20 protein-coding genes and 1 tRNA gene are annotated in these 26,025 nt (G+C 53.6%); 7 read left to right on the top strand and 14 right to left on the bottom strand.

Annotated features, from left to right (window positions below; translation table 11 throughout):
- Positions 1–134: 134 nt before the first annotated feature.
- Genes A6X21_RS11715 through A6X21_RS11705 form a run of 3 tightly spaced genes read right to left on the bottom strand, consistent with a single transcriptional unit; the run spans position 135 to position 1,121 of the window.
- The gene (locus A6X21_RS11715) at positions 135–497 is read right to left on the bottom strand and encodes a DUF1257 domain-containing protein (protein WP_068848070.1); all 363 of its coding nucleotides are present in this window, start codon (positions 495–497) and stop codon (positions 135–137) included.
- The gene (locus A6X21_RS11710; RefSeq protein ID WP_131818304.1) at positions 494–991 is read right to left on the bottom strand and encodes a hypothetical protein; all 498 of its coding nucleotides are present in this window, start codon (positions 989–991) and stop codon (positions 494–496) included. Before A6X21_RS11710 ends, A6X21_RS11715 begins: the two co-directional genes overlap by 4 nt.
- Positions 939–1,121, bottom strand: coding sequence for a hypothetical protein (locus A6X21_RS11705; RefSeq protein WP_068848067.1), 183 nt, complete (start codon positions 1,119–1,121; stop codon positions 939–941). The genes A6X21_RS11710 and A6X21_RS11705 overlap by 53 nt, the downstream gene beginning before the upstream one ends.
- A 512-nt stretch (positions 1,122–1,633) precedes the next feature.
- Between A6X21_RS11705 and A6X21_RS11695 the strand changes: the two genes are divergently transcribed.
- Positions 1,634–2,026 carry a hypothetical protein gene (locus tag A6X21_RS11695; protein WP_068848064.1) on the top strand — a complete coding sequence of 131 codons (393 nt, stop codon included), beginning with the start codon at positions 1,634–1,636 and terminating at the stop codon, positions 2,024–2,026.
- A 790-nt stretch (positions 2,027–2,816) separates the two neighbouring features.
- On the opposite strand, the gene A6X21_RS25765 is transcribed toward A6X21_RS11695, so the two are convergent.
- Positions 2,817–3,146, bottom strand: a complete 330-nt coding sequence (locus A6X21_RS25765) for a hypothetical protein (protein WP_068848058.1) — start codon at positions 3,144–3,146, stop codon at positions 2,817–2,819.
- Positions 3,147–3,969: 823 nt separating this feature from the next.
- Here A6X21_RS25765 and A6X21_RS11680 point away from each other — a divergent pair.
- Positions 3,970–7,377, top strand: a complete 3,408-nt coding sequence (locus tag A6X21_RS11680) for a WD40 repeat domain-containing protein (RefSeq protein WP_131818303.1) — start codon at positions 3,970–3,972, stop codon at positions 7,375–7,377.
- Between the two features lie 243 nt (positions 7,378–7,620).
- On the opposite strand, the gene A6X21_RS11675 is transcribed toward A6X21_RS11680, so the two are convergent.
- The 8 genes from A6X21_RS11675 to A6X21_RS11640 all read right to left on the bottom strand — a co-directional run bounded on the left by A6X21_RS11675 (position 7,621) and on the right by A6X21_RS11640 (position 16,956).
- Positions 7,621–8,040: a flagellar hook assembly protein FlgD gene (locus A6X21_RS11675; RefSeq protein WP_068848054.1), complete on the bottom strand. Its 420-nt coding sequence runs from the start codon at positions 8,038–8,040 to the stop codon at positions 7,621–7,623.
- Positions 8,041–8,138: 98 nt separating this feature from the next.
- A complete protein-coding gene (locus tag A6X21_RS11670) occupies positions 8,139–10,640 on the bottom strand; it encodes a flagellar hook-length control protein FliK (protein WP_068848053.1) in 2,502 nt (833 codons plus the stop codon).
- Between the two features lie 97 nt (positions 10,641–10,737).
- Positions 10,738–11,415, bottom strand: a complete 678-nt coding sequence (locus A6X21_RS11665; RefSeq protein ID WP_068848051.1) for a hypothetical protein — start codon at positions 11,413–11,415, stop codon at positions 10,738–10,740.
- Positions 11,412–11,855 carry a flagellar export protein FliJ gene (gene fliJ, locus A6X21_RS11660; protein ID WP_068848048.1) on the bottom strand — a complete coding sequence of 148 codons (444 nt, stop codon included), beginning with the start codon at positions 11,853–11,855 and terminating at the stop codon, positions 11,412–11,414. The genes A6X21_RS11665 and fliJ overlap by 4 nt, the downstream gene beginning before the upstream one ends.
- A 168-nt stretch (positions 11,856–12,023) precedes the next feature.
- Entirely contained in the window at positions 12,024–13,355 is a 1,332-nt protein-coding gene (locus tag A6X21_RS11655) for a FliI/YscN family ATPase (protein WP_068848046.1), read from the bottom strand.
- A complete protein-coding gene (locus A6X21_RS11650) occupies positions 13,352–14,119 on the bottom strand; it encodes a FliH/SctL family protein (RefSeq protein WP_068848044.1) in 768 nt (255 codons plus the stop codon). The genes A6X21_RS11655 and A6X21_RS11650 overlap by 4 nt, the downstream gene beginning before the upstream one ends.
- Before the next feature lie 135 nt (positions 14,120–14,254).
- Entirely contained in the window at positions 14,255–15,247 is a 993-nt protein-coding gene (fliG, locus tag A6X21_RS11645) for a flagellar motor switch protein FliG (protein WP_013111342.1), read from the bottom strand.
- 59 nt (positions 15,248–15,306) lie between these two features.
- Positions 15,307–16,956, bottom strand: a complete 1,650-nt coding sequence (locus A6X21_RS11640) for a hypothetical protein (protein ID WP_068848042.1) — start codon at positions 16,954–16,956, stop codon at positions 15,307–15,309.
- A gap of 633 nt (positions 16,957–17,589) precedes the next feature.
- Here A6X21_RS11640 and A6X21_RS11635 point away from each other — a divergent pair.
- Together A6X21_RS11635 and A6X21_RS11630 are read left to right on the top strand one after the other, a co-directional pair.
- On the top strand, positions 17,590–18,228 hold the full coding sequence (locus A6X21_RS11635; protein ID WP_068848040.1) for a carboxypeptidase-like regulatory domain-containing protein: 639 nt from the start codon (positions 17,590–17,592) through the stop codon (positions 18,226–18,228).
- A gap of 233 nt (positions 18,229–18,461) precedes the next feature.
- Positions 18,462–18,532 (top strand) — tRNA-Gln (locus A6X21_RS11630).
- A gap of 224 nt (positions 18,533–18,756) precedes the next feature.
- On the opposite strand, the gene A6X21_RS11625 is transcribed toward A6X21_RS11630, so the two are convergent.
- Together A6X21_RS11625 and A6X21_RS24350 are read right to left on the bottom strand one after the other, a co-directional pair.
- The gene (locus tag A6X21_RS11625) at positions 18,757–21,108 is read right to left on the bottom strand and encodes a prolyl oligopeptidase family serine peptidase (RefSeq protein WP_068848038.1); all 2,352 of its coding nucleotides are present in this window, start codon (positions 21,106–21,108) and stop codon (positions 18,757–18,759) included.
- A gap of 239 nt (positions 21,109–21,347) precedes the next feature.
- Entirely contained in the window at positions 21,348–21,677 is a 330-nt protein-coding gene (locus A6X21_RS24350) for a hypothetical protein (RefSeq protein ID WP_131818302.1), read from the bottom strand.
- A gap of 151 nt (positions 21,678–21,828) precedes the next feature.
- Between A6X21_RS24350 and A6X21_RS11615 the strand changes: the two genes are divergently transcribed.
- From A6X21_RS11615 to A6X21_RS11605, 3 genes are all read left to right on the top strand, one after another.
- Positions 21,829–23,151 carry an alkaline phosphatase D family protein gene (locus tag A6X21_RS11615; RefSeq protein WP_165603778.1) on the top strand — a complete coding sequence of 441 codons (1,323 nt, stop codon included), beginning with the start codon at positions 21,829–21,831 and terminating at the stop codon, positions 23,149–23,151.
- A 288-nt stretch (positions 23,152–23,439) separates the two neighbouring features.
- Positions 23,440–25,194 (top strand): Hsp70 family protein, encoded by a 1,755-nt coding sequence (locus A6X21_RS11610; RefSeq protein ID WP_068848032.1) that lies wholly within the window; start codon positions 23,440–23,442, stop codon positions 25,192–25,194.
- Positions 25,163–25,969 (top strand): hypothetical protein, encoded by an 807-nt coding sequence (locus tag A6X21_RS11605; protein WP_068848030.1) that lies wholly within the window; start codon positions 25,163–25,165, stop codon positions 25,967–25,969. Before A6X21_RS11610 ends, A6X21_RS11605 begins: the two co-directional genes overlap by 32 nt.
- The last annotated feature ends 56 nt before the right edge of the window (positions 25,970–26,025 follow it).

Below are 26,025 nucleotides of genomic sequence, written 5' to 3'. Positions count from 1 at the left end.
CCTGTAAAGCCCTGGGCTTTCACCTGGACCGAGCCATCGGGAGCGACCAGCACTTCGAGAGTGGGAGGCATGGCAAATCCTTCAAAAAGGGAATGAGCTGCGAAGAAACGACAGTCAATGACGAACAGGTGCTGTCAGGCAGGCAGACCGATTGTCAGGCGGATGGCTCCATTCTGTTCCAGCCGCTCCTGAACGGTGTGCCCCTGACGATGAGCTTCCAGCGTGGCCTTCGCGACGGCGTAATGCTGCAGGAAGGCGTCGAGTCTCTGAGGATCGCCCCAATGACCCTGAAAGTTATCGTATTGAAGGTCGCCAGTTTCGGTCTGGCAGACCACGGGAAACCGCCATCCCGGCAGTTCCACCAGCCAACCGGAACACTCCTGGTTGTAGATGCGGGCATTCCCCTCGCAAGGAGGAGCGAGTTGCAGCCGCACACACGCCTGACGAATGGCAGTAATGTCTTTGACTTGGGTTTTTATGGTTACGAGATGACTCATTCAGTGGTTCCTTTCGAGGGAGTGGTGCCGGGTGCGGCACAGGGAAGTGAAGGGGCAGGACGCAGGGGATCGCGAGGCAGTGCCAGCGGTGCAGCAGCACGTCGCGAGGTTTCTTCTCGAAGCAGCAACACTTCTGCCAGCTGATCCGTACTGGTCAGAGGGGTCGACATCTTGAGAAACATCCCGGCTAGCAGCAGGGGACTGAGGCACAGGATCAGCTCTCCAATCGTCAGGATAGCGGCTGCTACAACGGGTTCCTGATTGCGAAGCCGTGCCAGTTCCACTCGTTCGGCTTCGAGTTGATCCCGCTGTTCGAAGAGCGTTTGCCGCTCTTGCTGCCAGCTTGCCTGCAGTTCTGCGAGACGCTGGTTCTGCTGGGCCTGGGCCTCAAGAAATCGCCCCACATCGGGTGGAATCTGAGCAGGCGGTGGAGCCTGACAGCTACTGGCCAAAACCAGCATCGTGCTGATCAGTAGTGACATCAGAAGACGCATCGGGAGTATTCCTTCGCGAGAGGATCTGGGCAGCGAGATGTTGCCAGGCCTGCCGGAGCACACGCTCCCGCCGAATCACCAGACAACTCACCAACACCAGGAAACTGAGCAAAGCCAGCAGCATGAACATGAACGTTTCTCCTGAAATCAAAAGGAATGAGCCGTCTGCTCCCAAATCGGGGGCAAACGGCTCAAAAAATGGAGGGTCGGCGACCCTGGGACACCTAACCTGATTCCGTCAAAGATTCATGACGCAAAAAGGGCGGAAATTCAGCTCACGATCACTCACGAGCAGTGGCTTACCGCCGCTAGGCCTTCAGCATGACTGGCCAGGGCTCGTCGGTCCTCGGGAGAGAGTCGTCCCCAAACCGCCGCCAGCCGTCGGAGATCGGCATCCGTGGCAAGAGCCTGCATCAACCCAGCTACGAGAGCCGATGAATTTTGAACTGCACCGCTTTCTGCACCGCGTGAACTGGGAAATGCGGTTTTCGAGTTAGAAACTGTGGTTTGTTCGAATCCTGTATCGACCAATCCTGTAAGTCCTTGCTGAGTCAATACTTGCGACTACCCGCCATTTTGGTGGTGCAGCAGAAAAGTGGGTGACTACCCTCATTTCTACCCTCGCTGCAGTTGGTCGCACCCATGGCACCCACCAAAAACCGCCCCGCTTACGTCCATCATCGTCCCACGGGACAGGCCCGCGTGAGAATCGCGGGCAAGGACTTTTACCTCGGCAAGTTCGGCACGCCCGAAAGCCGCGAAAAGTACGAGGAACTGGTCACGGCCTGGCTGTCGGATCAGGATCCACGGCATGTCGCCCTGACGATCGATGATCTGGCACTCCTGTTTCTGGATTTCGCCAAAACCTATTACCGTCATCGGGACGGCACGGAAACCCGCTCGACAAACCACTTCCGCCAGGCCCTGCGTCCCGTCATTCAGCTCTATGGCCAAACCCTCGTCCGCGACTTCGGCCTGCAGTCGACAATCGCCATGGAAAATTTGCTTCTTGGAGCTGTTTGTAGAGCCGCGTGACCAAACTGCGGATGGCGTCTTCGGACAAAACCTTGTCTGGTCCCCAAACACGGTCCCACAGAGCATGGAAACTGAACGCAGGGTGTCACAGGTTGTTCGTCCGCGAGCAAGCTGTGTGCCAGAGGCAAAAGAGGATGGGTTGCCGCGAGCACTTCAAGATGATTCTCTGTCGATTTCAGTTGGGATTTTTCAAGGATGCGATTCTGCCAGTGTCCTCTTGTGGCTTTGCCACCCCGGAAGAAATCGGAATTTCAACCCGGGCCACCCTGCGAGCAACCTGCGTCCCCTAGAGACACACTTATGTCATGGCACATTCATAGGTGCCCCTTGAATAAGATCGAGACGAGGCAGACTGTAGCAACAATAAACAGAACGAAACACTGATGCGCAAAAAGAAAGGCTGCCCGCTGGCCAATCTGCCCACCGCGTCGAACAAGCTCACCATAGCGCGTTGCTACAACCAACTGGACTGGAAACAAAACGATATATGGCAAATACCAATACTCTGGATTTCGGATAGGAATCGCGGCAAACGATGCTCCAACAGGAAGCAGAAGTAAACCAATCACAACTATGTCGGGTTCGAGCGAAAAACTACTCATAATAAAAACTTTTCAATTAAACTTATTCGTCGAGCTCCGATACGCTGTATAAGAACCCGGCAAAGACCTAAATATCCAAAGCACCCGGCAAATGGCACGGGATTTGCGCCAGGAAGTGGAAGTACCACCTTCACCTTCTCTGGAGCCGTTCGTGGATGTTCAATTGCCGGATGCGATTTCTCAGTCTGTCATGAATATGCTGCCCGAGCAATCCCCGCCGGGACGCTCTCCAGTAATCTTTCGGGAGGCGGCAGGCCGCCAATTTCCCATGACATTGTTCTCCGAGTCATCTGGTTCGTGCTCACCACCGGCTGCAGTTGGCGTAAACTGCCAGCAGGCATGGGCTGTTCTGGTGAGACGGCTCGGACACGACTGGCGTAAGGAGCACTGATGGTGGCCGAATCAGCTACGACATACACGGGCCACCACAATTCGGAACGACGATCCGCGACGAGTTCAAGGTCTTCAGTCAGAAACAGGATGGACTTCGCTGGTTCAAACTCACAGAGAAGGTGCATCAAGACGTGCTGGGGGTGTTCAATGAGGTCAGGGTCTGGATCGATTTAAGAAAGTCGTCAAGCTGCTGAGCAGGTCTTGCCAAGATTACTCGAAATAGACTGTGTTGTCAGGCGGTGAAACTCACCTCGGCTAAAATGGGATGTCGTCGTTGCCTCTGGCGAGGTGGTTCAGGCATCGTCTGAGAGTGACTCAAATACGAAGTTAGGATTCAGCAGGTCGCAGGTATAGGTAGTGATGTTGTCGCTACTGTCGATCATCAAACAACAGTGATCTGCTGGATCATCGGTGAAATTATGAATCCAGTTCATCCGGTCTCGCCACGTGAGTTTGTCTATGTACTGAAAAATAGAGTTTTCGAGCGTTTCCACGAAAACGTTTCCCGCTGAATGGCATCTCTACGGGTACGAAAATGACTGAAGCTAGGCAGCTGTTCGGCCACCTGTTGGCGCATAGGCGTTGTGTTGCCTGCGCAGCCGCCGGAGTGAGTCATCTGTGGTGATGACATGGTTCTGCCCGACCGCGAGATCTTCCCTCCTCTGCCCACAAGTTACGGCCCGGTTGTCGGGTCGTGCACAGATTGACGAAGCGACCGCAACGTTTCCCTCGCTCTTGACTCTCCCCCGGCGAGCATCTGCATAATTAAATCATTTATGGCCTTGCTTTATGCGACTGCCAAACAAAACAATACAGTCACTCACGCAGTCTACGATTATTTGAAATGTGCGTTCTTTCATTCTTGATCCTGACGGCTTTGAGGATCGAGATGAGGAAACGTACATTTAGAACGCCCGCAATATAGAACGCCCCACACAGGATTCGGTGATGCGCACGATTCGTTTGTCCTCTGTAGGCATGGCTATTGTTGCCGTACTGTTTCTCTCGGTTGCGACCAACCCGGTTGCGGAGGGGGCTGTGATCCGCAAATCCGCCATCTTGAAAGGGAAGTCACGCATCACTTGTATGGCAACTCATGATGGTAAGGATCTGGAACTGGTGACAGGCCATCAAAACGGCGAGGTTCGGTGGTGGAACAACAAGGGGAAAGAAACCCGCCACGCATGGCCGATTGTTAAGCAACCCATCACAGCAATTAACCGTGGCAAAAATGGTCAAACACTGGTGATCGCCACTGCGGATCGTAAGCTCCATTTTTTCGATGTGAAAATTGAGAGAGAGTTATTCACCTTCGAAACTCATGGAATCGTGACCAAAATCCTCGATGATTTCTTCAGCGAAGTGACCGCAGTATCAACGAGGATTGAAACCTTCAGCACGATCAATGGAAAACTGTTTAACTCAGCAGAATTCAAGGGGAAACTCAAGTTTGCCGGATACGTCGATAATCGTCGAACTATTCTCTTTGCAGATGATGAAAGGCTCAAAGTCATTCTTCTGAACAATGTCAACGTCGACACGGAAATTGCAGGAGAGAAGTTTAATGAGGGTCGAGGGGATCCCAGGAGTGTCTCGTTCACGAACATCCAGAAAGTGCATGTAGCTTCGTTTCCGGGAGGAATCCTCGTCCCCTTTCGATCTTGGATTGATCGGACGGATCAATTTGCGAAAATCCCCGGTTTTGACGAGTTTGAAGTTGAAGCTTCGAACGATGGGCGATGTGTCATTTGTCTCGGCAAGGCCAGTCAAGGAAAACAAAGCCAGGGTGTTATCTGGGATCTGGAGAAAAATGTAAAGGTGGGGGACCTTACCGATCTTCCATCACAGTGGGATGAAGTGAGGTACGGGAAGCGTAGCGGATTACTGGCGATTCGAGATTCCAAGGGGCAGGTAACACTTTGGGACACGAGTGGAGTTCCTTTTAACAGGGGACCACTTTTTTCAGTTTTAAATGGGCAACTGGACGTCAGTCGATCGATGGCGTCTTTCGAGTTGCCGGCAGTGGATCCGGACTCGCCGCTCAAGCATCCCTCATGGAAGTTCACTCGCTGGTCGCACCCTCAGGCTCCTCCTCATTTCAACGGCGCGTGGAAGGTCGAACCATTGACACGCAGCGCCTATCCTGGATCCATCCAGGTCGATCAGTCTGGGATATTCTTCTATATTCCCGGGCAAATGAGTCTCGACACCCCGGACGAAAAGTTTGAGGCGTATCTCCGTCGCATCTCGATTCCAGCTGATCAATGGATGTATTTGGCGCCCTGCCCATGGCGGCCTGAAAGCCGCATGTACATCGACTTCCGCTCGCCAGGTGATCCGGTGCCGCCACGTGGTCTTCAGTTCCATAGCGGGGACGAACTTTTCTTCGTACCTGGATTCGCACTTCTTCAGGAAGAGGCTGCGCGAACTTATCCCCCCAACGCCCGCGAATGTTTCTTCCGTTTGGAAGCTGCGAATCGCTTTAGGAAAGAAGACTTCGCATGGATTGAAAAGCAGGCAGAGGAGGCACGGACTTCCCGCTCGATGTTCTCCTTCGGGCATTCCCGCCTGGAAGCGATCTACCGGGGAATCGATCTGGGGCATAATCTCGATAAGGAGACTCTTAAAGCTGTTTGTGATCGATACCTGCTGGCATACCCCAATTCTCTCACAGCCCGGATCATCGTTGGTTCTTTCACGATTGACGACGGATACGACTATCGTGGGAGCGAAATCGCAGCGAATGTAAGCGAAGAGCAATTCGAAGAGTTTCACGCCCGGTTAAAGCTTTCGCGGGAACTTCTTTCAGACTATGTGGATCGTGCTGAAGAGGATCCTTACATCGCGCACAATTTTATCCGCTCTTCACCCGGTTCGGGGATGACCGCAGACTCCTTGATCAAAATGGCCATGGTCGGTCTGAGGGAGGATCTACTTTGCCTCGAATTGATCGACAGTACTGTCCTGTTTCTGCAGAGACGCTGGACAGGCGAAGCGACGGCACCTGCTCGCTTTGCGGCACAACTCAAGGAAAAATTTCCTGGAGACCTGGGCAAGGCCCTGGCCGCCAGGGTGGCCACCCAGAGCTATCTCAACGAGAGGCGGCATTGGATGGAGCACTGCGAGATGACGATCGACGAATTTCGCGAGATTTCACGGATTTATCGACGACTGGCCCCAGCAGACGACCTCTTCGCCTTCAATTGCCTCCATATGGAACTCTCCGCAACAGATGACCTTCATGCTCAACAGGCAGTCTGGCGGGAGATTTCAGACTTGAGATTTGTTCCCCCCGCAACGCATGTCTCCTATCTTCGGGAAAGGCATATGCTGTTCGAAAAGCCCAGACCATCGCAATGCGTTTGGTCAAAATGGATGGATGTCTGGGGCTTTGTCGCCTTTCAGCCGGACGGCGAGCAGATTTCTCTGGCTGGCCCGGCAGGACTGGTCGAATACTGTGACCGCACGGATGGTCGAATCAGTGGCAAAATGGAGAGGCCCTACCTGAGTGTTGTCGATTTTGCTGTGGACAGTCAGGGAGTCGAGTCCTTTCTGACCCAAAATGGAATTGTCCGCTCAGAGGGCCAGCCCATTGACTGTCTGCCAATTCCACAACTTCAAGAGACGAATCCGCACAAAGATCTTTCTCCCGATGGTCGTCGAATCGTACTTGTCCACGCTGATGGATCCGTGTCGATCATTAATGCGATCACAGCGGAGATCATCGCGCGATTCGACAAACTGGTCTCACAAGACAAACGGGTAGGAGGATTGGTGACAATCTCTCCCGATAGCCAAAGAGCTGCCATCCAGACAGAGGTCGAGAAAATCACATTGATCGATCTGACGACAGGAAAACGACATGGCGAACTGGCCCATCAAGGCGATAGTCTGGCCTCAATGTGCTTCCATAGCGGACATAGTCGACTTGTCATCACTGGAGAAGACGACATTGTCGAATTTGATACCGGTTCTCTCCGTCCGATCTCGGCCATGCCCATACCAAAACGGGGGCGATGCTATTTACAAATCTCTCCGAATGGAAAGCTCTGGACTTTGGCGTTTACGAAACCAGGCCAATTCTTCGATGGTTCGATGCTCGTACTGGATCGTCGTGATCCCAAGTCCCAATGGAGGATCTTGCCGGGAGTACGAAACTTTGCCAGAGTTGCCTGGCACCCTAATAAACCTGAAATGTGCCTGATCTCAGGGGCGGGAGTTTTGAGCTACTGGGATTTTGATCGAAAGATGTCGCCTGAGGAACTGACCAACAGCATTGTCCCAGAGCCTCTACCTAAGCCGCCGACGTTCAAAAGCCCGTTTCCAAAGCCAGAGGGTGCAAACATCAAAAAGTAAGCTGCGTGGCGTCAATAACCTATTTTAGATTTGACAGTCGATGATCGAGGACTTTGAGATCATCGCAGACGCGACGAGTGCTATGGGTCACCAGGTTTGTTCGGATCACCGGGATTGTTTTATGCTGCATCTTGAGCAGGTCGCGGGGCATTATGGCAGGCTGGGGCAGGGGATCTGTGTCTGTGCCTGGCAGTGTTCCACCCGGAATGGTGAAGTCTATGTGAGAGGAGTTTGCCCAAATGATCAGGACTCGTTGGTGACGTCAGTGACGTTTGTGAGTGGAACTTCTTTGTCCCCGACCACCAGAAACGATGCTTTATCTTTCACGTAGACGCGGTCAACGACTCCGCTCACTTCCGTTCCATTAGCCGTCGTGCCTTTGATCTCTTTACCCAGAAAAGCCGTCGAGCTGTTGAGCTGCTGACTCAAGGTCAGGCCTTCCAGCGCATCGGTCAACTCGATGTCAGATGTCAGATTCCGCATCTGCGAAATCTGTGAGAGGAGTTCCTCGTTGGACATCGGATTCGAAGGGTCCTGATTCTGAAGCTGGGTAATGAGCAGCTTCATGAAGGCTTCCGTATCGAGAGCATTGAAGCCTTGTTTATCCAGCGGAATGACAGGGACTTCTTTGGGTTTGCCAGTGACTGGATCGATGCTCGACATGAAATCCCTCTCTATGATTTGAGCTGTGGGCTGTTTATGCCCGAGCATGCTGCCACCGTACCGGCACAATGCCAGCGAGAATCAAGCCCGGATCGATTTCAAATCTGGATATTCACGTGATCCCAGCGGACAGGCCTCGCAGAGCCTTCATTAGCAAATCCGGAAGTTTGTGTCGATCTGGCTTCCTGATTGTTCCGGGCCAGATGGTCGGCGCGGGGCTCTTCCTGTGGGTCGAGTCGGTTCCAGTTTTCGCGAGGAGTGCCAAAGTCTGGTTGACGATCGCTGCCCCAACCAGAGGAACCTTCCTGGCCTGGGAGGAGATTCTGGCGATTGGCATCCGGTTGTTCACGATTCGATGATCGATCGTTCGCTGGATCGCTGCTCGCAAGGACTTCTCGGGGAGCTTCGACGCGTTCTAGCGAGATCTGATCAACATCCAGCCCGCGCTGGTCAAGTATTTCGCGCAGCTCGGAAAGATGTTCGCTCAATAATTCATGCCCCGCCGCTGTGGCCGCTTCCAGCCGCACCATCACTCCTTCTTCATTCTGGCGGACATCGATCGACAACTCGCCGTAACTTTCAGGGGTGAGGACAATCGAAAACGTTTGCTCGGTTCGTGCCGAGTTCAGAATGTGGCTGGCCGTCATGTTCAAGATACCATCGACGACAACTCTCTGAGCCAGGGGTGGTGTTGTACTGTTCGATGTCGCGGAACTTATCTGGCGAGTCAGCGAGTCATCATTTGCTCTGAGATTTGCTGCCGGCCCACCGGCTCCCGGATGTTTGGCGGCTGCCTGAATCGTGGTTTCGGCATCAGCCAGCGATGCGGGAGATGCTTCTGCGATCTGGCCCAGGGCGGCATTTGGGGAGCCTGCCAGAGCTGCCACGAATGTGCCTGGGGATGCAACGGCGCGGGATGAGAGATTCAGACTCGCACTGATCGAAGAGCCTGTCGAAGCATCGCCAAGTCCGGGCAAGGAACTCCACGGTGGCACTCCGCCCACGGCACTCCATGAAGTTTGCCGCTGACTCGAAGACGGGTTGCCATTCCGAGTCCCCGAATTCGGAGAACGGGAGGAGTCGCCCGTAGCCGACCGCTGGTTGAGGATCGATTCGGACTGAGTCTGCAAACTGGGTGGGGCTGCGATCTGTGGATCCTGGCTGGTGCCCGCTGGAATCGAGTTTGAGGTTGCGAGCGAGGCTTCGTCACTCGGCGTCGTCTTCAGGAGCAGTGTTCCAACATCCGCCTGACGATTTTGTGGAACTTGTCCTGCTGCCAGTTTGTCACTTGCACCTTGTGGATTCGATCGCTGTTCCTGAGTGGTGATTGCCAGAGGGGTCATTGCGGGAGGCAATGCTCCTGCAGAGAGACCAGCTAATGAAATCGAGGTGGTATTGCTCGACGTGAGATCTGTTGACGAAGAATCGATCGTCACATCGTCAGGGTTTGCTGTCGATTGAGACGATTGATCATTAATCGCTGGTTGCAGTTCCCCAGCCGTCGCGGAATTCGTCTCATCGCTTGTGACAGCAGACGAGGTGTTGCCAGAAATTGACTGCGATGATGGATCTTGAGCCAGGAGTTGCTGGAAAGATTGCAGTGAGCGAATCGAGGCTGCATCAGTCGATTTTGTGTTCACCAGCCGGGAGGCGATATGGTGGTATTGATTGGCAGCAGCAGGATTGGCGACGTTTGCAGGCACAGAATCCGGTTCCTGTGTGACGAGGTTAAGCTCGTCATCGACTGGAACGATTCCGCTCGATGGAACCTGAATTTCTGAACCCGCGAAGCTGTTAGAGACGTTGAGAGCGGCATTTTCCGCAGCAAAGTCAGAACTGTTGGAATTGGCGTGCGTCAGGTGTTCCTCGTCGAACAGAGAGAACGATTCTCCGGCTTCAACTCTCCCTTTTTCGGCAATCCTGTACTCTTCAGATCGATTTGCCTCAACTCCGGTCGTAGAGACATCGGCCTGGCCTTGTGGGAGTGGCTCTGCTCGCTCAACCTGCGTCTGAGAATTCTCCTGGGAAGTGGCAGCGGCTGTTTGATCCTGATCCAGCAGATCCTGTTCGCGATCAACAGGTAAAGCCTTGCGTTCATTCCTGCTCAGATGTTCGTGGAGTGTGGATGAACGTGCTGTCGATTCGTCGTTACGCTGTGTTTCTTCCGTGCGACGATCGATGAGTCGATCCGTGAACGACGGCGTGGAATCCTCCGACCTTTTTGTCGGCTCCGGCTGAGAACTGCGATTTGCTTGTGAGAGACTTCTTAAGCTTGACCGCGAGTTGTCAGATAATTGAGATCTGCGGTCAAATTGTTTGCTGGCCTCGCTTTTGTCGCTGGTGAGGCTTTTCGCGCCAGCCAGATTTTTTGCGCCGGTCAAACTTTTAGCGCTGGTCAGACTTTTCTGGCTCGTGAGAGACTCAGCAAGGGTTCCCTGATTCAGCAGGTATTGCCGGAGCAGATTGGCACTGAATTCGGAAGAGGATGATGGTTGGGAACCCTCGGCCTTAAGCGAGTCGCTTTCGGCAGATTTGGCGGGTGTCGCGAGGAATCCTGCCAATCCTTGAGCAGTCCATCGTTGAGGATCGCGGATATCCATTTCTCATCCCTCAAAAACGACCTGCCAGCAATCTGAAGCCTCTTGAGCTTAAGGAAATTGCTGCAAAAGTGTCGTATGAGGATTATCGGCCACAAACCTAAAGGCCGCTAGAACTGTCAGGGTTCGGCGTTAGAGCTTGTCTGGCCTGATCGATCAGTTCGCGCTCAGGTCGTCCGTCGGCCAACGCTTCAAAGATTTCTCGCCCCCGTTTTTCCTTCTCGGGAGTCCCGGTGAATTGCTGCAGAATTTTGGCAATCTGCTTTTCGGGCATGCCGCGGGTGAGCACAATGGACTCATCCAGCGAGAGATCCATCAGGCGGGAGGCTGCGACTTCTGGAGGCGAAGCCAGCAGGACTGCTCTGGCCTGTTCGGTCGCATCACTTTGCCGCTGCTTTGCTTGCGCCAGGAGTTCATTCGTAAATCTGGATTTCAATTGCCGGAAAGCGTCTCGTTCTTGCGAGAGCTGATTCATCGAAGCGGCAATCGCTTCCTTCACGACATCGAGTTCTTTTTCTCGAGCTTCCAGATTGAGAACTCTCATGACACGGGCCGTTTGCACGTCATCGGTCGAAACTGCGGGTGGTCCTTCCGGTGTTTCCACAGCAGGTGTATCAATCAGCGATTGCCCGGAGACGGCCAGTCGAATCTCAGCCAGTGTGCGTGCCGAGAGGTTCCCTTGTCGCCAGAGAACAGCCAGCATGGCCAGTTCGCCCAGAACAATGATCAGCGACAAAGCGCCACCCAGAAACAACAGTGTTTTGATCAGACGCATCATGATGAGAACTGTCCCGCCTGCCAGGCTTCCTGCTGTTCAAAGGTCTCTTTTTTGATCGCCTCCTCAAGAGCTTCCTGCTCTCGTCGATCACGAATCTGCTCGATCGCTTTAACCTTTTGATCGGCAAGCACCAGCAGCTTTCGACACTTTTCCAGAATTTCACGCCCGGCAGCCAATCGAGATTTAATGACCTGAATCTCGATTTCCGTTCGCGTGAGGTGATAACGGCGGAGATTGACCGCTTCAATAGAGATCGGATTGTGCCTTAATAAATCATTCAACTCTTGTGAGTATAGCGAGTGGACATCAATAGAAGTCTGTAATTCCTGCTCGATTTGTTCGATCACCTGAATTGCCTGAGCCATCTGCTGCCTGGCCTGGTCTCGCTCGCGATCACGCAGCAGCAACACACTTTGAAGTGAAAATCGGGAAGCGGCCATCTTGTCTTGCCAGAAGAGTTATGAGAGAGCCGTACGGAGGATGCATGAATTCTGTAGGGTGCATGAAGTTCTTACGGAATGCACCAGTCTGAAATCAGCGAACATCCTTGGATAAATATCGATCAAAATTGAGTCAATAATTGGTGCATTAGCATGCACCCTACATGATTAGGTTGGTGCCGGTTTGCGGGCCAGGAGATCTTTTAATCGGGCCAGTCGTTCGAGCATCGAGAGGCTTTCCGGGAAAGTGGTCTGTTCCTGAGGTTTCTGTCCCAGATATCCAAGAATCTGCGGCCTTGCCTGAATCGCCGAATCAATGAGAGCGTTCGATCCATTCTGATAGGCGCCAATCGAGATGAGATCTTCGTTCTGCTGGTAGGACGAGAGCAGTTGACGAACAGTCAGGGCCCACTGGCGATGTTCAGTTGTGGTAATGTCGTTCATCGATCGCGAAATACTCTGCAGGACGTCAATCGCCGGGAACTGCCCCTGTTGAGCCAGCTTTCGCGAAAGGACAATATGTCCGTCCAGAATTCCACGGACAGAATCTGAAATGGGTTCGTTGGTGTCGTCACCATCGACAAGCACTGTATACAACCCGGTAATACTTCCTGCTGGCGAGCAGCCACTGCGTTCGAGTAATCGAGGCAACAAAGCGAACACACTGGGTGGATAGCCACGCGTTGCGGGGGGTTCGCCTGCCGCCAGGCCAATCTCACGCTGAGCCAGCGCAAAACGGGTGACACTATCCATCATCAGCACGACATGCTGGCCCAGATCGCGGAAATGTTCGGCAATCGCGGTCGCCATCCACGCGGCCCGTAGTCGCAAAATGGCCGGTTCATCACCTGTGGCGACAATCACTACACTTCGTTTCAGTCCTTCCGGTCCCAGGTCGCGATCGAGAAACTCACGCACTTCACGGCCTCGTTCACCAATCAGTGCGACGACGTTGATATCCGCTGAACTATGCCTGGCGATCTGACCCAGCAGCGTACTTTTACCGACACCACTGCCTGCAAAGATCCCCATCCGCTGGCCCTCGCCCAATGTCAGCAGGCCATCAATCGCCCTGACTCCAGTCTGCCAGATTTTGGCAATGCGCGGTCTTTCGAGCGGCCCTGGAGGCTTGCCATTCAGATCGGCTCGATGAGCCAGAAGTGGCCTGGAGCCTTCATCGAGGAACTCTCCCCGGCTGCCAATAATACGACCCAGCAGCCCAGCCCCCACATTGACACAAGGCACAGATTCCACCAGCCGCACTCGTGCGCCCCGGCGAACACCAGTGAGTTCGCCTAATGGCATGAGTAATGTTTCATCACCACGAAAGCCCACAACATCGGCTTCAATCGGCAATCCATGATCGCGATCAATCGCACAGCGTGATCCTAATGGAGCTGGAAAACCAACGACGGCCGCCGTGAGCCCCACCACCCGGTCAATGCGACCAGTCAGCCCTAAAGGGAGAACTTGTCGGGCATGTTCGACAAGTGTGGTCATGGCGCGTTCCCCGAGATCGATGTAGTGCTGGCGGCCTGCTGGTGCGGGAGCAGTCGATGGGCTGTCCCTAAAAGTTCGCTCGTCATGCGGTCGAGCATGGTTTCCAGACGGGCGTCGATTTCGCCGTGGCGGGTCGAAACGACGCAACTGCCGCGTGAAAGCGAAGCATCGTGTTGAATCGAAACTTCGCCGCAACCCGCCATTGAAGCCAGCAGGCGCAGCCCCTCGTCGTGCCCCAGGACTTCCCAATCGGTGGGATGAATCGCCAGGACAATCTCTTCTCGCGAGGCCAGTTCGAGCGCACTCTGAATCATGGGCTTCACCGCTTCCGGGTCGGCCGCGATTTTCTGCCCCATCAGCCTCTCCGCAATCGCGAGCGAAAGCTCGACGGCCAGAGTCTCCCAGCGGGCGATCCAGTCGGCTTTCAATTGTTCGATCTGTCGAGAAACCTGCTCAAGGGCAGGGAGCAGGTGTCCAATTCGCTCTTTCACCTGTTGATTGACGTTCGTCTGCAGCCGCTGATCCATCTCGCGCATCGCCAGTGCCTGGCCAGCCTGATAGCCGGCTTGTTCTGCCTTCGAGTGAGCGTTTTTCACCAGCTCATCCGCCTGCTTCCGAGCGTCGTCAATCATCTTGGCCGCTTGTTCCCGCACACGAGCGAGATAGCTCTCACCCTGAGCCTGAAGGTCGTCGTAATTGAAGACGACAGGGCCCTGGCTGCCAGGAGCCATGCCAGCTTTCAGAACTCGGGAACTGGTGGACATGGTGATTTGCTGGTTGCTGGTTGTTGGTTGTTGGTTGATGGTTGATGGTTGATGGTTGATGGTTGATGGTGGGGTCGGGGAGGATTCACGGGATGCTTTGCATTTCCCAACCCTCGACTCCCAACCAACAACCCACTAACTCACAAACTGTTCTCCGCCGCCGGCTGCGACCACGATTTCGCCTGCGTCTTCCAGTCGCCGCACTGCATCGACAATCTGCTGCTGCATCTGTTCGACATCGGAGAGTCGCACGGCACCCAGATACTCGATTTCTTCCTTAAGCATTTCCGCCGCCCGTTGGGAAAGGTTGCCAAAGATCTTCTGCTTGATTTCTTCGGAAGCTCCCTTGAGTGCCAGAGCCCACTGACTGTTATCCACTTCTTTGAGCAGTGCCTGGATCGACTTGTTATCGAGCTTGAGCAGGTCGTCGAAGACGAACATCAGTCGGCGGATTTCGTCGGCCAGTTCACTGTCTTCCTGATCGAGACTTTCCAGAATCCCTTTGTTCGTCATCCGGTCAGTCACGTTCAAGATCTGAGCCACCATTGGCACGCCCCCGGCGTTTTCCAATTGCTGGTTGAACATGCTCGTCATGCGGCTCTGCAACGACTTCTCGATTGTGGCAATCACTTCTGGACTGGTTTGCTCCATACCGGCAATTCGCCGAATGACTTCCAGTTGCCGGAGTGATGGCAAACCACTGAGAACTTCTGCCGCCAGTGCAGCCGGCAGGTGAGACATGATCAGTGCAATCGTCTGTGGATGCTCTTCCGAGATAAACGTCAGCAAGTTCTCGGCACCCACTTTATGCAGAAATGAGAACGGAACCGAGTTCATCGATTGCCGGACATTCTCGAGAATCTGCCCGGCATGTTCTTTCCCCAGGGATTGTTCGAGCAACTCGTTGGCAGCGCCCAGGCCACCCCGTTCGATGGGTGTGAGCTCATTGACACCCTGAAAGAACTCATCAAAAACACTTTCCTGCTGCTCGCGGGTGACATCATCAACCTTCGCGATTTCCAGAGTCACACGCTCGACCTGCTCACGGGTCATGCTCGCGAGCACCTCGGCAGCCAATGGCTTTTCCATGCTGAGCAGCAGAATGGCAGCTTTGCGGATGGCGTCCATTTTGTTGTGACCTTGTGAACGGGATGACGAGAGCTCAATCGAACAGAAACGCCAGACAGCTACTTAGCCGCCTGAATCCATTTTCCTAAAAGGGCTGCCGTTGCTTCCGGATTATCGCGAACAATCGCCTGTAACTGATCACGCCTCGTGGCAGGTTTGGGGGGTAAAGCCGCACTCGCACCCTGAAGGGCATTCATCGCCATGGCAGCTTCCGGGCCACCTGAAGGATTCAAAGGATTCATGCCATTCACACTATCTGTGCGGCTATCGCCGGGCGAGGCGTTGGCCTGAGCCAGACTTCCCATGGATTTCCGCAGCATCATGGCCACATAGATGGCAAAGGCTCCCAAAGCCATTGTGCTGCCATACTCTCGGAAGAATTGCCAGGCGGTTTCAGTCCATGGGATGGTGACTGTCGGAAGTTCTTTTGCGAGCGTATCAACGGTACTGACAACAATGGCATCATCGGGAGAGTCTGCCGGGATCAGGCGGTTGACACTTTTTGAGACCGAGGCGAGGACCTCTTTTTCAATAGCCGGGATTTCCGTCAGTGCCGGATCCTTTTCACCTGCGGCAGTACGCTGGGCTGCAATCCCGCGGTAGTAATCTCGCGGCACACTGATGCTCACTTGCACGGCTTTGGGCATGGCGGCCAGAAGCTGCTTTTCGCTGATCTCAAAACTCACGCCATTCACCACCCGGTTGTCGGATTCTGTCATCTGGCGATTGCGGTCACTGCCGGCACTGCCACCCACACTGGCGGGACGATTGGCCACCTGCCCGGGTTCACCACGCGGTGCCCTCTGGGTTTGTGTATCGTTAACCGTGAACTCATTGGAGATCACAGGTGCCGATTTCTTGGGATCGATCTGCTGAGTCCGAATGACGGATGATTTCAAGTTCTCGATATCAACATGCACAGTCACATTCACACCAGGAATGTAAGACAGGCTTTTCGAGATCTGCGATTCGTACTGTTTCGTCAGTTCGCGAATTCTCTGAACCAGTTGGCTGCTGAGAGGATCGTCCGCTGCATCACCGGCATATGTCACTTCATTCACGGGATCGAAGACCGTGACATCGGAAGTCTTTAGATCTGGAACCATGCTGGCGACCGCTGCCCGGATTGAAGCCACCAGCCGGGTCGAAAGTTCGCGGCCTTTTTTGGGAGTGATCGTCACGTTGGCTGTGACAGTTCCCTTCTGGCTCCATGAGTTTCTTCGATTGGGATTGGCAATCACGACTCGTGCATCTTCCACATTAGGAATCGCCTTGAGCGTCTGAGCGACTTCTTTCAGCAGCATCGCTTCGCGCATCTCATGACGCTGCTTTTCCGTGATAAACGGGCTCAGCGATTCATAATGCTTGAGTAATTGAGACCCGAGATCTTCGGGCATGGCATCGAATTCGAGCAGCGCTGCGTTGTAGCGGTCTTTTTCAGCCGCTGGAACCAGCAGCATGCGGCCCTGTCTCTGAAAATCTGTGAGGCCGGCTTCCATCAGAGCATGTTCAGCAGCAATCAGTTCTTCGGTGGTAAAGACTTTGCCCCACGAGAGTGCGACCATGCCGGACGTATTGTTTGACCAGTAAAGAAACCCAAAGCCGGCCAGCAGAATCAGGGGCGCAACGATTAATGAAATTCGCTGTGCCGAGTTCATCGAACTCCACAGTGAACTGAACTGCTGCTGCAGTGATTGAAGGAAATTCATAGGAAAAATCGTGCTGTAGGAAGGAAGGGCACGTGGGAAACAGAGAGGAGCTGGCGAATGCCAGGAGGAGGGAATTGCAGGCGGTCATCGCGTGGTGTACCGAATTGATCCCAGTTCTGTCGAGATCGGATTTCGGCGATTCACTCAGCCGAGTGAGAAAGACTTGAGAGAAACCTCGCGGGTTCGAATTTTTCAGGAAATTGTGGTTGACGAAAAAACCAACTTGCAGCAGATTCCGTGCTCTTGAGTGAATTCTGTCCGTGTTGTTTCGGTACAGTCTGCTTCCAGGACATTCCTTGTGGCTCACCCTCGAGAGTACTGCCCCCATCGAATTGTCCCTGAGTGCATCGCTAAATTCCCAGGATACCTCGATTCAATACCCTTCCACTAAGTTCTCCCAGTTTCACTGTTAATCCGTGTGCTTCTGAGTGAGTCTGACTCATTCGGAATGAACGCTGCGATGTCCCAGATCTCACATTTTGTTACCCCCCTGGCGATTTCAACCCAAGGATTCTGGCCTGCGAAGGCTACCCATTCAGGGTGGTCTGTCCATTCCGTGGTTCTGAAGTTTCAATACTGAAATTTCTCTGAGATCGCTCTTTTTGCCCGTTTTGTTCTCAAAGGATCGATGTCATGCGAACAACGAAATTTTACCGTGCTGCTCTGGTGGCACTGGTTGCTGGCGGAATTCTCTGCCCACACAGCCTGGCACTGGCTGGCAATCAGGCACCCGGTGCAGGTTTCTCAGCACCCGCAGCACCGGCTCTGGAAAATTCCCTCCCCGCAGCTGCACCTGCACCTGCTGCTCCTGCCAGGGAAGTTGCTCCCGTTGTGGATGTAACGCTCGTTGGCGGTGAACTCCAAGGTCGTCTGGTGGATACCCAGGGACAACCTCTGGCTGGGGCCGTTGTGGATATTCACGCTGGAAACAATTCGATTGCTCAGACCAGCACGGATGCCCAGGGACAGTTTGCCGTCAAAGGGTTGAAAGGTGGTACTTACCGGATTGCTGCCGGGAATGAAACTCGGACCGTACGCGCCTGGACAGAGCGAACGGCACCACCTGCAGCGAAATCCGGTTTGACCATGGTGGCTCAGTCGCCTGCAGTGCGTGGACAGTTTGGTGGTGTCACTCCTGGCATGGTGCTGCTCACCTCAGGTGTGATTGCCGGTGTGGTGCTGGGCGCTGTGGCTGTCAGCCAGAATGACGATATCAAGAACCAGAACGACCAGATTCTGAATCAACTGAATCAGATTCCCAAGACACCATAATCGATGGGGTTCTCTGAGAATGAGTTTTCTGGGAGCGATGGGCGGATGGCCTGTCGCTCTCGGTTTTTTGGGTGATTTCTCATGGATGCCGGCATGAACACCAGCGCAAAAATCCTCACAAGGATTGGGGTTGCGGCAAAAACTTGATTGCCCCCTGCAGTCGAGGATTGATGGCTTGCCGCTCTCGCCAGAGGGCACTACACTCATTTCAAGAGGTGGTCACTCACTTCTGGTACCCCGTAGTGTAACGGTAGCACAGCAGGTTTTGGTCCTGCACGTTCAGGTTCGAATCCTGGCGGGGTAATTGTTTGGAATTTCAAAAATCGTCATCAGTTCGTGTGACCCCTGCTTTGCAGGGGTTTTTGCATTTGGGGCCTCTTGAACGCAGGTTGCCATCCACGAGCCGGAAGCGTCAGCGACGGGCACTCTCGTTTTCCAAACTTGATCGTCAGGAAAATTGGTAAATTCCCGTCGCTCACGCTTCCGGCTCGTTGAACTCATGCGATGCGTAATTGTCTATTTCAAAGGTTAAAGCTCTGGCTTTAAGTGTCGGATTAGAAACTCTTTGCGGGCCCGGCTGCCTGCTGGTGTCTCTGCGGCCCCGTGGTTGGCGTTGATGATGGGTTGGAAGTCGAATGACTTTCCTGCTCTCTGCAATGCCGCTACCACCTGCATCGTACTCGCAGGATCGACGTTGGAATCCAGTTCGCCAACAATCAACAGCAGTTTGCCTTTGAGTTTGTGGGCATCGACCACGTTTGAACTGGCTGCATAGCTTTCATCAACCGGCCAGCCCATCCAGAGTTCATTCCACCAGATTTTGTCCATGCGGTTGTCGTGGCAGCCGCAATCCGCGACTGCGACGTGATAAAAATCCGAGTAATCCAGAAGCGCTCTCATCGCCGACTGCCCGCCGGCACTTCCGCCGTAAATTCCCACGCGGGTTAAATCCATCCAGGGGCGGGTCGCAGCGGCGGCTTTGATCCACCGGATACGATCCGGGAAGCCGGAGTCTTTCAGATTTTTCCAGGCGACATCATGAAATGCTTTGCCCCGATAGTTGGTGCCCATGCCATCGGCCTGCACCACGATAAAGCCCAGATCGGCAAAGGATTGCATTTGACGGGCTGTTCCAAACCGTTTGGGTGTGAAAGCTCCGTGAGGGCCAGCGTAGATGTTTTCCAGGACAGGATACTTTTTGGCAGGGTCGAAAGTTGTGGGCTTAAAGATCACGCCATAAATGTTGGTCTTTTCGTCTCGTCCCTTAGCGACAAACCTTTCGGGAAAGGTTTGGCCTGCGGCTAAATACGCCGTGGCGTCGGCACGCTCCATTTCACAAATCAACTTGCCGTCAGCACTTTTCCGAAGTTCAACCACAGGAGGATGATCGATCCGCGACCAGGTATCGACAAAGTAGGTCGATTGGGGAGAGAACTGAATCTCATGAGTCCCATCGCCTTGTGTGAGCTGTTGAAAACCGGTGCCATCGAACGAGACTTTACAAAGATGGAGATGGTAAGGATCTTCTTCTGGGCGTAACCCGCTGGCTGTAAACCAGATCGTTTGTGAGGCTTCGTCGACGCGCTGAATCTCTCGAACCACCCATGGGCCAGTCGTCAGTTGTTGGGGCGATTTCTGCCCGGACACATCAAATTTCCAAAGGTGGCTCCATCCATCTCGCTCGCTCTTGCAGATCACTTCATTCGTCTTCGGCAGCCAATGTCGCCACGACAGATTGCGGTAGTCGACAAACGTCGGGCTGACCTCTTCGACGACAGGACGAACCTGCCCAGTCATCACATCAACTGCGAGGATTCGATAGCACTGATGTCCCCGCTGATTAAAATCGAAGTAAAACTCGCGGCCATCTTCCGACCAGTGAAAATTCATCAAAGGGGAACTGGTAAACTGATTGGCAAAGAGTGTTGAATCGAGCACAACTGGCTGAAAGGAACCGTTCTCCAGACGGAAAAGCACAGGGACTGGCTGATCCAGTTCATCGCCCGGTTTGGCATAGTTCAACTGACGTACCTTGGGTTGCAGTTGATCTTTGGGTGAGGTCTCGACAATCGAGATTTGCCGCACCTTGACAGGTACGGCTGACGAAAAGACAAAGGCCTCTGAATTTGGCGACCACGAGGCCGTCCCAAAGATTTTGGCATCTGCCGGGATTGGTGGCGAAATGCGAACTTCATCCTGCATCTGGCCGTTGGTGAGAATGACCTGATTCCCTGATCCGCGAGCACACCATTTTCCGTCGGGAGAGAACCCTTGAGCAGAAGATCTGGGCCGCTTGGGGGAAGAATTCCTCGGTCCTTTTCCTGACGGACCATCGATCAATATGCGTGAGGTGGCAGGCTCCGCAAAAATAGTGGCCACAGGATCGCCATTCTGCTTGGTGATGATCCACTGGTGTGTCTGATAGGTGTGCTGGGTGTGGCTGGCGTTTGGCGCGATCACGGCATACGGAATCGACTCCCCTTCCGCTTTTACCCAGGCGAGTTTGACTGGTTCATCCAACTGATTTTTAAACTCCAGATGGCAGGAAATCTCTGATTCCGCAGGACCTTTGCGTCTGCTGGTCGTGAGTGTCGAGGTGCGAATCTCCGCAGGACCGGGCAGATTCATCGATTTGAAGTCTTTGTGAACGCTCCGGCGGCCAGTCGCTGCTTCGATGCGAATGTACTCTTCCTTCTTCGGAGCCACCTCAACGCGATACCACAGGGCCGATTCATCTGGCAGCCAGGTGGGCGAAATCCGATCACGGTAGATTTTCGCCTCGGGCGAGGTTTGTGGTGGTTGATCCTCACTGATCAATAATGAGCCCCCAAGGCAGGGCAGAGACCAAGCCATGACCATCAACCAGACATAAGGTTTCATGCACCACTCCCGAAGATTACTGGCAGGTTTGTTTTCAACCATTGAGCGATTAAGCCGCAGGAAAGCTCTTTGCGAAACCATTCGTTTTCCGAGCGAAACTCATCGCATATCACAACAATGTACGCAAAATCAAAACAAATCTGTTTCTGAAATCACACCCTTAAAACTCGAATTCTCAAGAAATTCAACCTTTTGTCGCGGTTCGACTTTTCGCAGAAATTCAGAAGCGACCTGAAAAATCAGGTTTTGGGGATTTCTGCGCTGTTTTCCCGACTGCGAAGGTAAAGCACTGACCCAAGCGCGCAGATCGTGATCACGCAGGCGGCTTTCGAGGCCAGTAGCCACCACGGTCGCCACCACGCTCCTGACCAGATTTCTACGGCGTCGGATAAGCCAAACAGCACCAAGGCAATCGCCATCCACCGGCGAAGTCGGGCCTCGTTCAGCAATTGTGCGGGTTGAACAGGCGGAAAGAGTGGCCTCAAGGCGACGACGACCGCCAGCCCCACCCAGATCAGGACTTCACAAGCATTGATCAGTACTGCCAAATCCCAGTCTTCAAATCGCATGATGAGTGGCCAGTATGTGATTTTTAGGAAAAAATATTTCTCTTTAATCGATTTTTCATCGTCCCCAAGCATGATCGCTGTCAGAATGAGGGGTCAATTGGCACTCTCATGCATCGAGTGGTCACTGCTCGCTCACGATCGGACTTCAATAATGACGAATGTAACAATTTCTGCCGGGTGGAATCGCCGGGAGTTTATGACCGCTGCGGGCACTCTGGTGATGGCTGCTGGCGTCAATCCTCTGCTGGCTGCCGATCAGCCTGTTCGAGAAGTGATCGGGCCAGTGCTGGGGCATGTCGATCATCAACAGGCCTTTCTATTCTGCCGGGCGCCTGGTGCGACATCGGTACGCCTGAGCCTCGAGAATGGACAAGGGCAGAGAATACGGCAATTGGAATCGGCTCCCGAGAATGCTCATGATGATTGTGTGACCTTCTCCCTGCAGAACCTCCAACCGGGGACTTCCTATCGCGGCCAGTTGGTGACCACCGGTTCAATCTCACTGTTCGGTGCTGATCACTTTGATGGGAAGTTCACCTTCACGACCCCCGCAGCACCTGAAACGCCTGCCACAATCACGCTGGGGCTGGGCTCCTGTGTGTCGAGCACCGAGTTTGACGATTTATGGAGCCAGATCGCTGCTCATCAAGTCGATGGCTTCTGCCTGTTGGGTGATACGCCTTACATCGATACCAACGACCTCAGCAGGAACCGACTTGCAAGAAGGAAATTCTGGGGGACACTCCCCACCCTCAGAATGCTCGCTACGAAAATCCCCTTCTGGAACACGTGGGATGATCACGATTTCGGCAAGAACGATTCCGATGGACTGATGCCAAAAAAAGAAGACATTCGCCAGGCCTTCCTCGAATACAACGCTTTGGCAAACTACGGAGAAAACAACGAAGGGATCTATACCTCGTTTCGCCGAGGGCCTGTTGAAGTCTGGCTGATCGACGACCGCTGGTTCTCACAGACAGCCAGTTCCTGGGCTGACCCGGCACGAAAGACCTGCCTGGGCCAAGCGCAGTGGGAGTGGCTCCAGCGAACTTTGAAAGCTTCGACGGCCCCATTCAAAATTCTCTGTACCGGCATGGTCTGGTATCCCAAAGGGAACAAAGAAAAAGATCACTGGGAGACCTACAGTGCCGAACGCGATGCACTCTTTGCCTGGATCAAGCAGCAGCAGATCAGCGGCGTCATGCTGATCTCGGGAGATATTCATGTCAGCCGGCATCATGTCTATGGGCCGGAACGAGTTGGTTATCCACTCCACGAATGTGTTGTTTCGCCAATGCACGCTTCGGTTATTCCTTCGCTCGATGTGCAGCATCCAGCCCGTGTCTGGAGCAAACCCGCTCCAAATGTGTTCCTCAAGCTCGTTGCCAGCAACCTGGAAAGCCAACCCAAACTGACCGCCACCTGGATCAACAGGCAGGGCGAAGAACTCCACTCTTTTGAATGGACTGCCTGATCTCGACTGCATCCTGTCAAACCGATGGAGTTCACAAGTCGATTCTATGGCTCTCATGCATTCAGAATCACTGATGTTCAACTTCGAGGCCGGAGGAATCAAAAGCGTCTTGCGATCACCGTTCTCTGAAGATTAGCTTCAAGTAACAAGTGGGCGCAGGGTCAGTCGCCAGTCGACTTCGAGACACCGTTTCTTCTGGAACCTGTGGCCTGCCAGTGTGTCCTTTGCAGCAGAATCTCGTGAGATTCAAGTCTGTGGTGAGAACTGACAGGATCAGATAGAGACGATATGAGTCGCATTGTTGGCATTGATCTGGGAACAACCAATTCGCTCATCGCCATTATGGAAGCGGATGGCCCGAAGCTCATCCCGAATTCTCTGGGCCAGAAACTGACTCCTTCCGTCGTAGGTGTCGAGGGTGACCATCTGCTGGTCGGGATGACGGCCAAAGAATATCAGGTCTCGCATCCGGATCGTTGCGCGAGCGTTTTCAAACGCTACATGGGAAGTGACTGGAGTGTGACTCTGGCTGGCCGCAAGATGTCGGCAATCGATCTGTCCAGTTGTGTGCTTCGATCGCTGGTCGCTGATGCCGAGCATTATCTGGGCGAGGCAGTGACGTCGGCTGTGATTACCGTCCCTGCCTACTTTAATGAAGAGCAGAGGCGTGCCACGATTGCCGCAGGTCAGATGGCCGGTCTCAAGGTGGAACGGATTGTCAACGAGCCCACGGCTGCAGCTATAGCGTATGGTCTCCATGAAGCTGATTCTCAAAAGACAGCCGTGATTATCGACCTGGGTGGCGGCACGTTTGACGTTTCGATTGTCGAAATGTTTGAAGGTGTGCTCGAAATTCGTGCTTCAGCCGGCGAGATCTTTTTAGGTGGAGAAGATTTTACCGATGCCTGTGTCTCGCAGATTCTCAATCAGGCCGGGATGAAGTTTGAACACACCGAAATGCAGGAGCCACTGCGGGTTTCCCGCTTACGTCGGGAATGCGAACAGGCCAAACGCCGGTTGACGAATGAAGCCTCAACAGAAGTTCGCCTGCCGAACAGTCAGGGAGAAATTGAGCCCGATGCACCACGTTTTGCAATCACGCGGGAAACATTCGACCTCTGGACGAAACCGACGCTGGATCGCATTTTAAGCCCGATTCGCAGGGCGCTGGGCGATGCCGGGCTGAAACGGCAGGAGATCGACGAAGTCATTCTGGCAGGCGGTGCGTCTCGCATGCCGAGTCTTATTAAACGTATTGAAGAGCTGTTTGAAAGACCCACACGCTGCACCATCAATCCCGATGAAGTGGTTGCTTTGGGTGCCGCCGTCAATGCCGGGATTCTGGATCGGCATGAGAGCCTTTCTGAGATCGTTGTGACCGATGTCGCTCCTTTTACCATGGGCGTGGAGATCTGTCGTGAAATTGGTGGCGAAGATCGGGATGGTTATTACCTGCCGATCATCAATCGTAATACTACGATTCCTGTCAGCCGGGTCGAACGAGTCCTGACCCGTTCGGCCAATCAGTCCGTAGTGAAGGTCTCGGTCTATCAAGGCGAATCACGACTGGTCAAAGACAACCAGCTTCTGGGATCCTTTGAAGTCACAGGTATTCCCCCCGGCCCACCGGGACAACAAATCGATATTCGATTCACTTACGATCTTAATGGCATTCTCGAAGCCGAAGCCGTGATTGTGAAGACACAAAAGCGGGCCACGCAGGTCTTTACCCGCCATATGAAAAATCTGAGTGAAAGTCAGATGAAAACGGCTCTCGAAAAGATGCAGGCATTAAAGGCTCATCCACGCGATGAGGAAGAGAATCGGCTACTGCTCAAATGGGCCGAACGGCTTTACATGGAGCTTCCTCACCGTGAGCGAAACCGCCTGGATCAACTGATTACCGGGTTTGAAGAGGTACTGGAGTCTCAGGACCAGACGCAGATCAAACTCTTTGCGGAAGAGCTGGGAGCATTTCTCAAGGCATTCGATTCCTTTGAAGGCGAACAAGGTGACTACGGAACCTCTCCATCTGACGAGTAACCGCCTTCAGGTGGAAGAGCATCATCGAGAGTGGGCAAGAAGTTATCTGGATCTGGAACCATCTCTCGATGCTGCTGCCTGTCAGGCCCGGGCCCTGAAAGCTCTGGAAACCGCCGATTTTGAAGGGCATGCCGAATTTGACCGAGCCGTGAAATATCTGGCGGGCGGGCCGGAGACATTGTGGACCGCCACAGACGAGGCGCATTTCCGGCAACTCTCGGAAAAAGAAACCGAGCAGGTGCTTCGTAGATTTTACAACCGCTACTACAGCCTTCCGCCACAATTGAGAAAACATGAGTATGAGAGACTGAGGCCCTTGTGCGAACCCCATCTGCGACTGAAGCGACTGCTGAACCATCTGGAGCGTGGGCTGAATCTCAGCCTCAATGTCGATCATCTGGGAACAGAGTATCAACAGTATCTGGGCGATTGTATTCTCAGGTCCTATACCACTTGGCCTACCGAAAAGGGACATTTCTATCGAGAGAAAATTGCATTTCTCTTCGATCAAGCGAATGAATGGCATGCTGCTGCGCAGATGTTGAAAAGACAAGATCCCAGACTGGCCTCTCTGGGAGGCAACTGGTTTCAGGAGTTACTCAGCATCCAGGATCCTCACTACTGGTACCGCACGCACTTTCCAGATCTGGCAGAGAAAGATACCGGGCTCCAGTGGGTCGCGCCCCAGAAAACTTCGTTTTTTGATCAATGGGGTTGCCTGATCACCGCGATCCTGTTTGTTATCAGTCTGATTTCCGTATTGATCAATCGCTAGCGAATTCTCAGGAGTACTCTCGATGATCATCATTTGGTTAATAATGACTTGCGAAT

This window comes from Planctopirus hydrillae (assembly GCF_001707835.1).
GTDB lineage: Bacteria > Planctomycetota > Planctomycetia > Planctomycetales > Planctomycetaceae > Planctopirus > Planctopirus hydrillae.
This window is presented reverse-complemented; position numbering and strand designations above follow the sequence as displayed.

What these genes read in the sequence shown, in the direction of transcription:
- A6X21_RS11715 (WP_068848070.1), bottom strand. Translation starts at nt 497, where the DNA reads ATGAGTCATCTCGTAACCATAAAAACCCAAGTCAAAGACATTACTGCC.
- A6X21_RS11710 (WP_131818304.1), bottom strand. Translation starts at nt 991, where the DNA reads ATGCGTCTTCTGATGTCACTACTGATCAGCACGATGCTGGTTTTGGCC.
- A6X21_RS11705 (WP_068848067.1), bottom strand. Translation starts at nt 1,121, where the DNA reads ATGTTCATGCTGCTGGCTTTGCTCAGTTTCCTGGTGTTGGTGAGTTGT.
- A6X21_RS11695 (WP_068848064.1), top strand. Translation starts at nt 1,634, where the DNA reads ATGGCACCCACCAAAAACCGCCCCGCTTACGTCCATCATCGTCCCACG.
- A6X21_RS25765 (WP_068848058.1), bottom strand. Translation starts at nt 3,146, where the DNA reads ATGCACCTTCTCTGTGAGTTTGAACCAGCGAAGTCCATCCTGTTTCTG.
- A6X21_RS11680 (WP_131818303.1), top strand. Translation starts at nt 3,970, where the DNA reads ATGCGCACGATTCGTTTGTCCTCTGTAGGCATGGCTATTGTTGCCGTA.
- A6X21_RS11675 (WP_068848054.1), bottom strand. Translation starts at nt 8,040, where the DNA reads ATGTCGAGCATCGATCCAGTCACTGGCAAACCCAAAGAAGTCCCTGTC.
- A6X21_RS11670 (WP_068848053.1), bottom strand. Translation starts at nt 10,640, where the DNA reads ATGGATATCCGCGATCCTCAACGATGGACTGCTCAAGGATTGGCAGGA.
- A6X21_RS11665 (WP_068848051.1), bottom strand. Translation starts at nt 11,415, where the DNA reads ATGATGCGTCTGATCAAAACACTGTTGTTTCTGGGTGGCGCTTTGTCG.
- fliJ (WP_068848048.1), bottom strand. Translation starts at nt 11,855, where the DNA reads ATGGCCGCTTCCCGATTTTCACTTCAAAGTGTGTTGCTGCTGCGTGAT.
- A6X21_RS11655 (WP_068848046.1), bottom strand. Translation starts at nt 13,355, where the DNA reads ATGACCACACTTGTCGAACATGCCCGACAAGTTCTCCCTTTAGGGCTG.
- A6X21_RS11650 (WP_068848044.1), bottom strand. Translation starts at nt 14,119, where the DNA reads ATGTCCACCAGTTCCCGAGTTCTGAAAGCTGGCATGGCTCCTGGCAGC.
- fliG (WP_013111342.1), bottom strand. Translation starts at nt 15,247, where the DNA reads ATGGACGCCATCCGCAAAGCTGCCATTCTGCTGCTCAGCATGGAAAAG.
- A6X21_RS11640 (WP_068848042.1), bottom strand. Translation starts at nt 16,956, where the DNA reads ATGAATTTCCTTCAATCACTGCAGCAGCAGTTCAGTTCACTGTGGAGT.
- A6X21_RS11635 (WP_068848040.1), top strand. Translation starts at nt 17,590, where the DNA reads ATGCGAACAACGAAATTTTACCGTGCTGCTCTGGTGGCACTGGTTGCT.
- A6X21_RS11625 (WP_068848038.1), bottom strand. Translation starts at nt 21,108, where the DNA reads ATGAAACCTTATGTCTGGTTGATGGTCATGGCTTGGTCTCTGCCCTGC.
- A6X21_RS24350 (WP_131818302.1), bottom strand. Translation starts at nt 21,677, where the DNA reads ATGCGATTTGAAGACTGGGATTTGGCAGTACTGATCAATGCTTGTGAA.
- A6X21_RS11615 (WP_165603778.1), top strand. Translation starts at nt 21,829, where the DNA reads ATGACGAATGTAACAATTTCTGCCGGGTGGAATCGCCGGGAGTTTATG.
- A6X21_RS11610 (WP_068848032.1), top strand. Translation starts at nt 23,440, where the DNA reads ATGAGTCGCATTGTTGGCATTGATCTGGGAACAACCAATTCGCTCATC.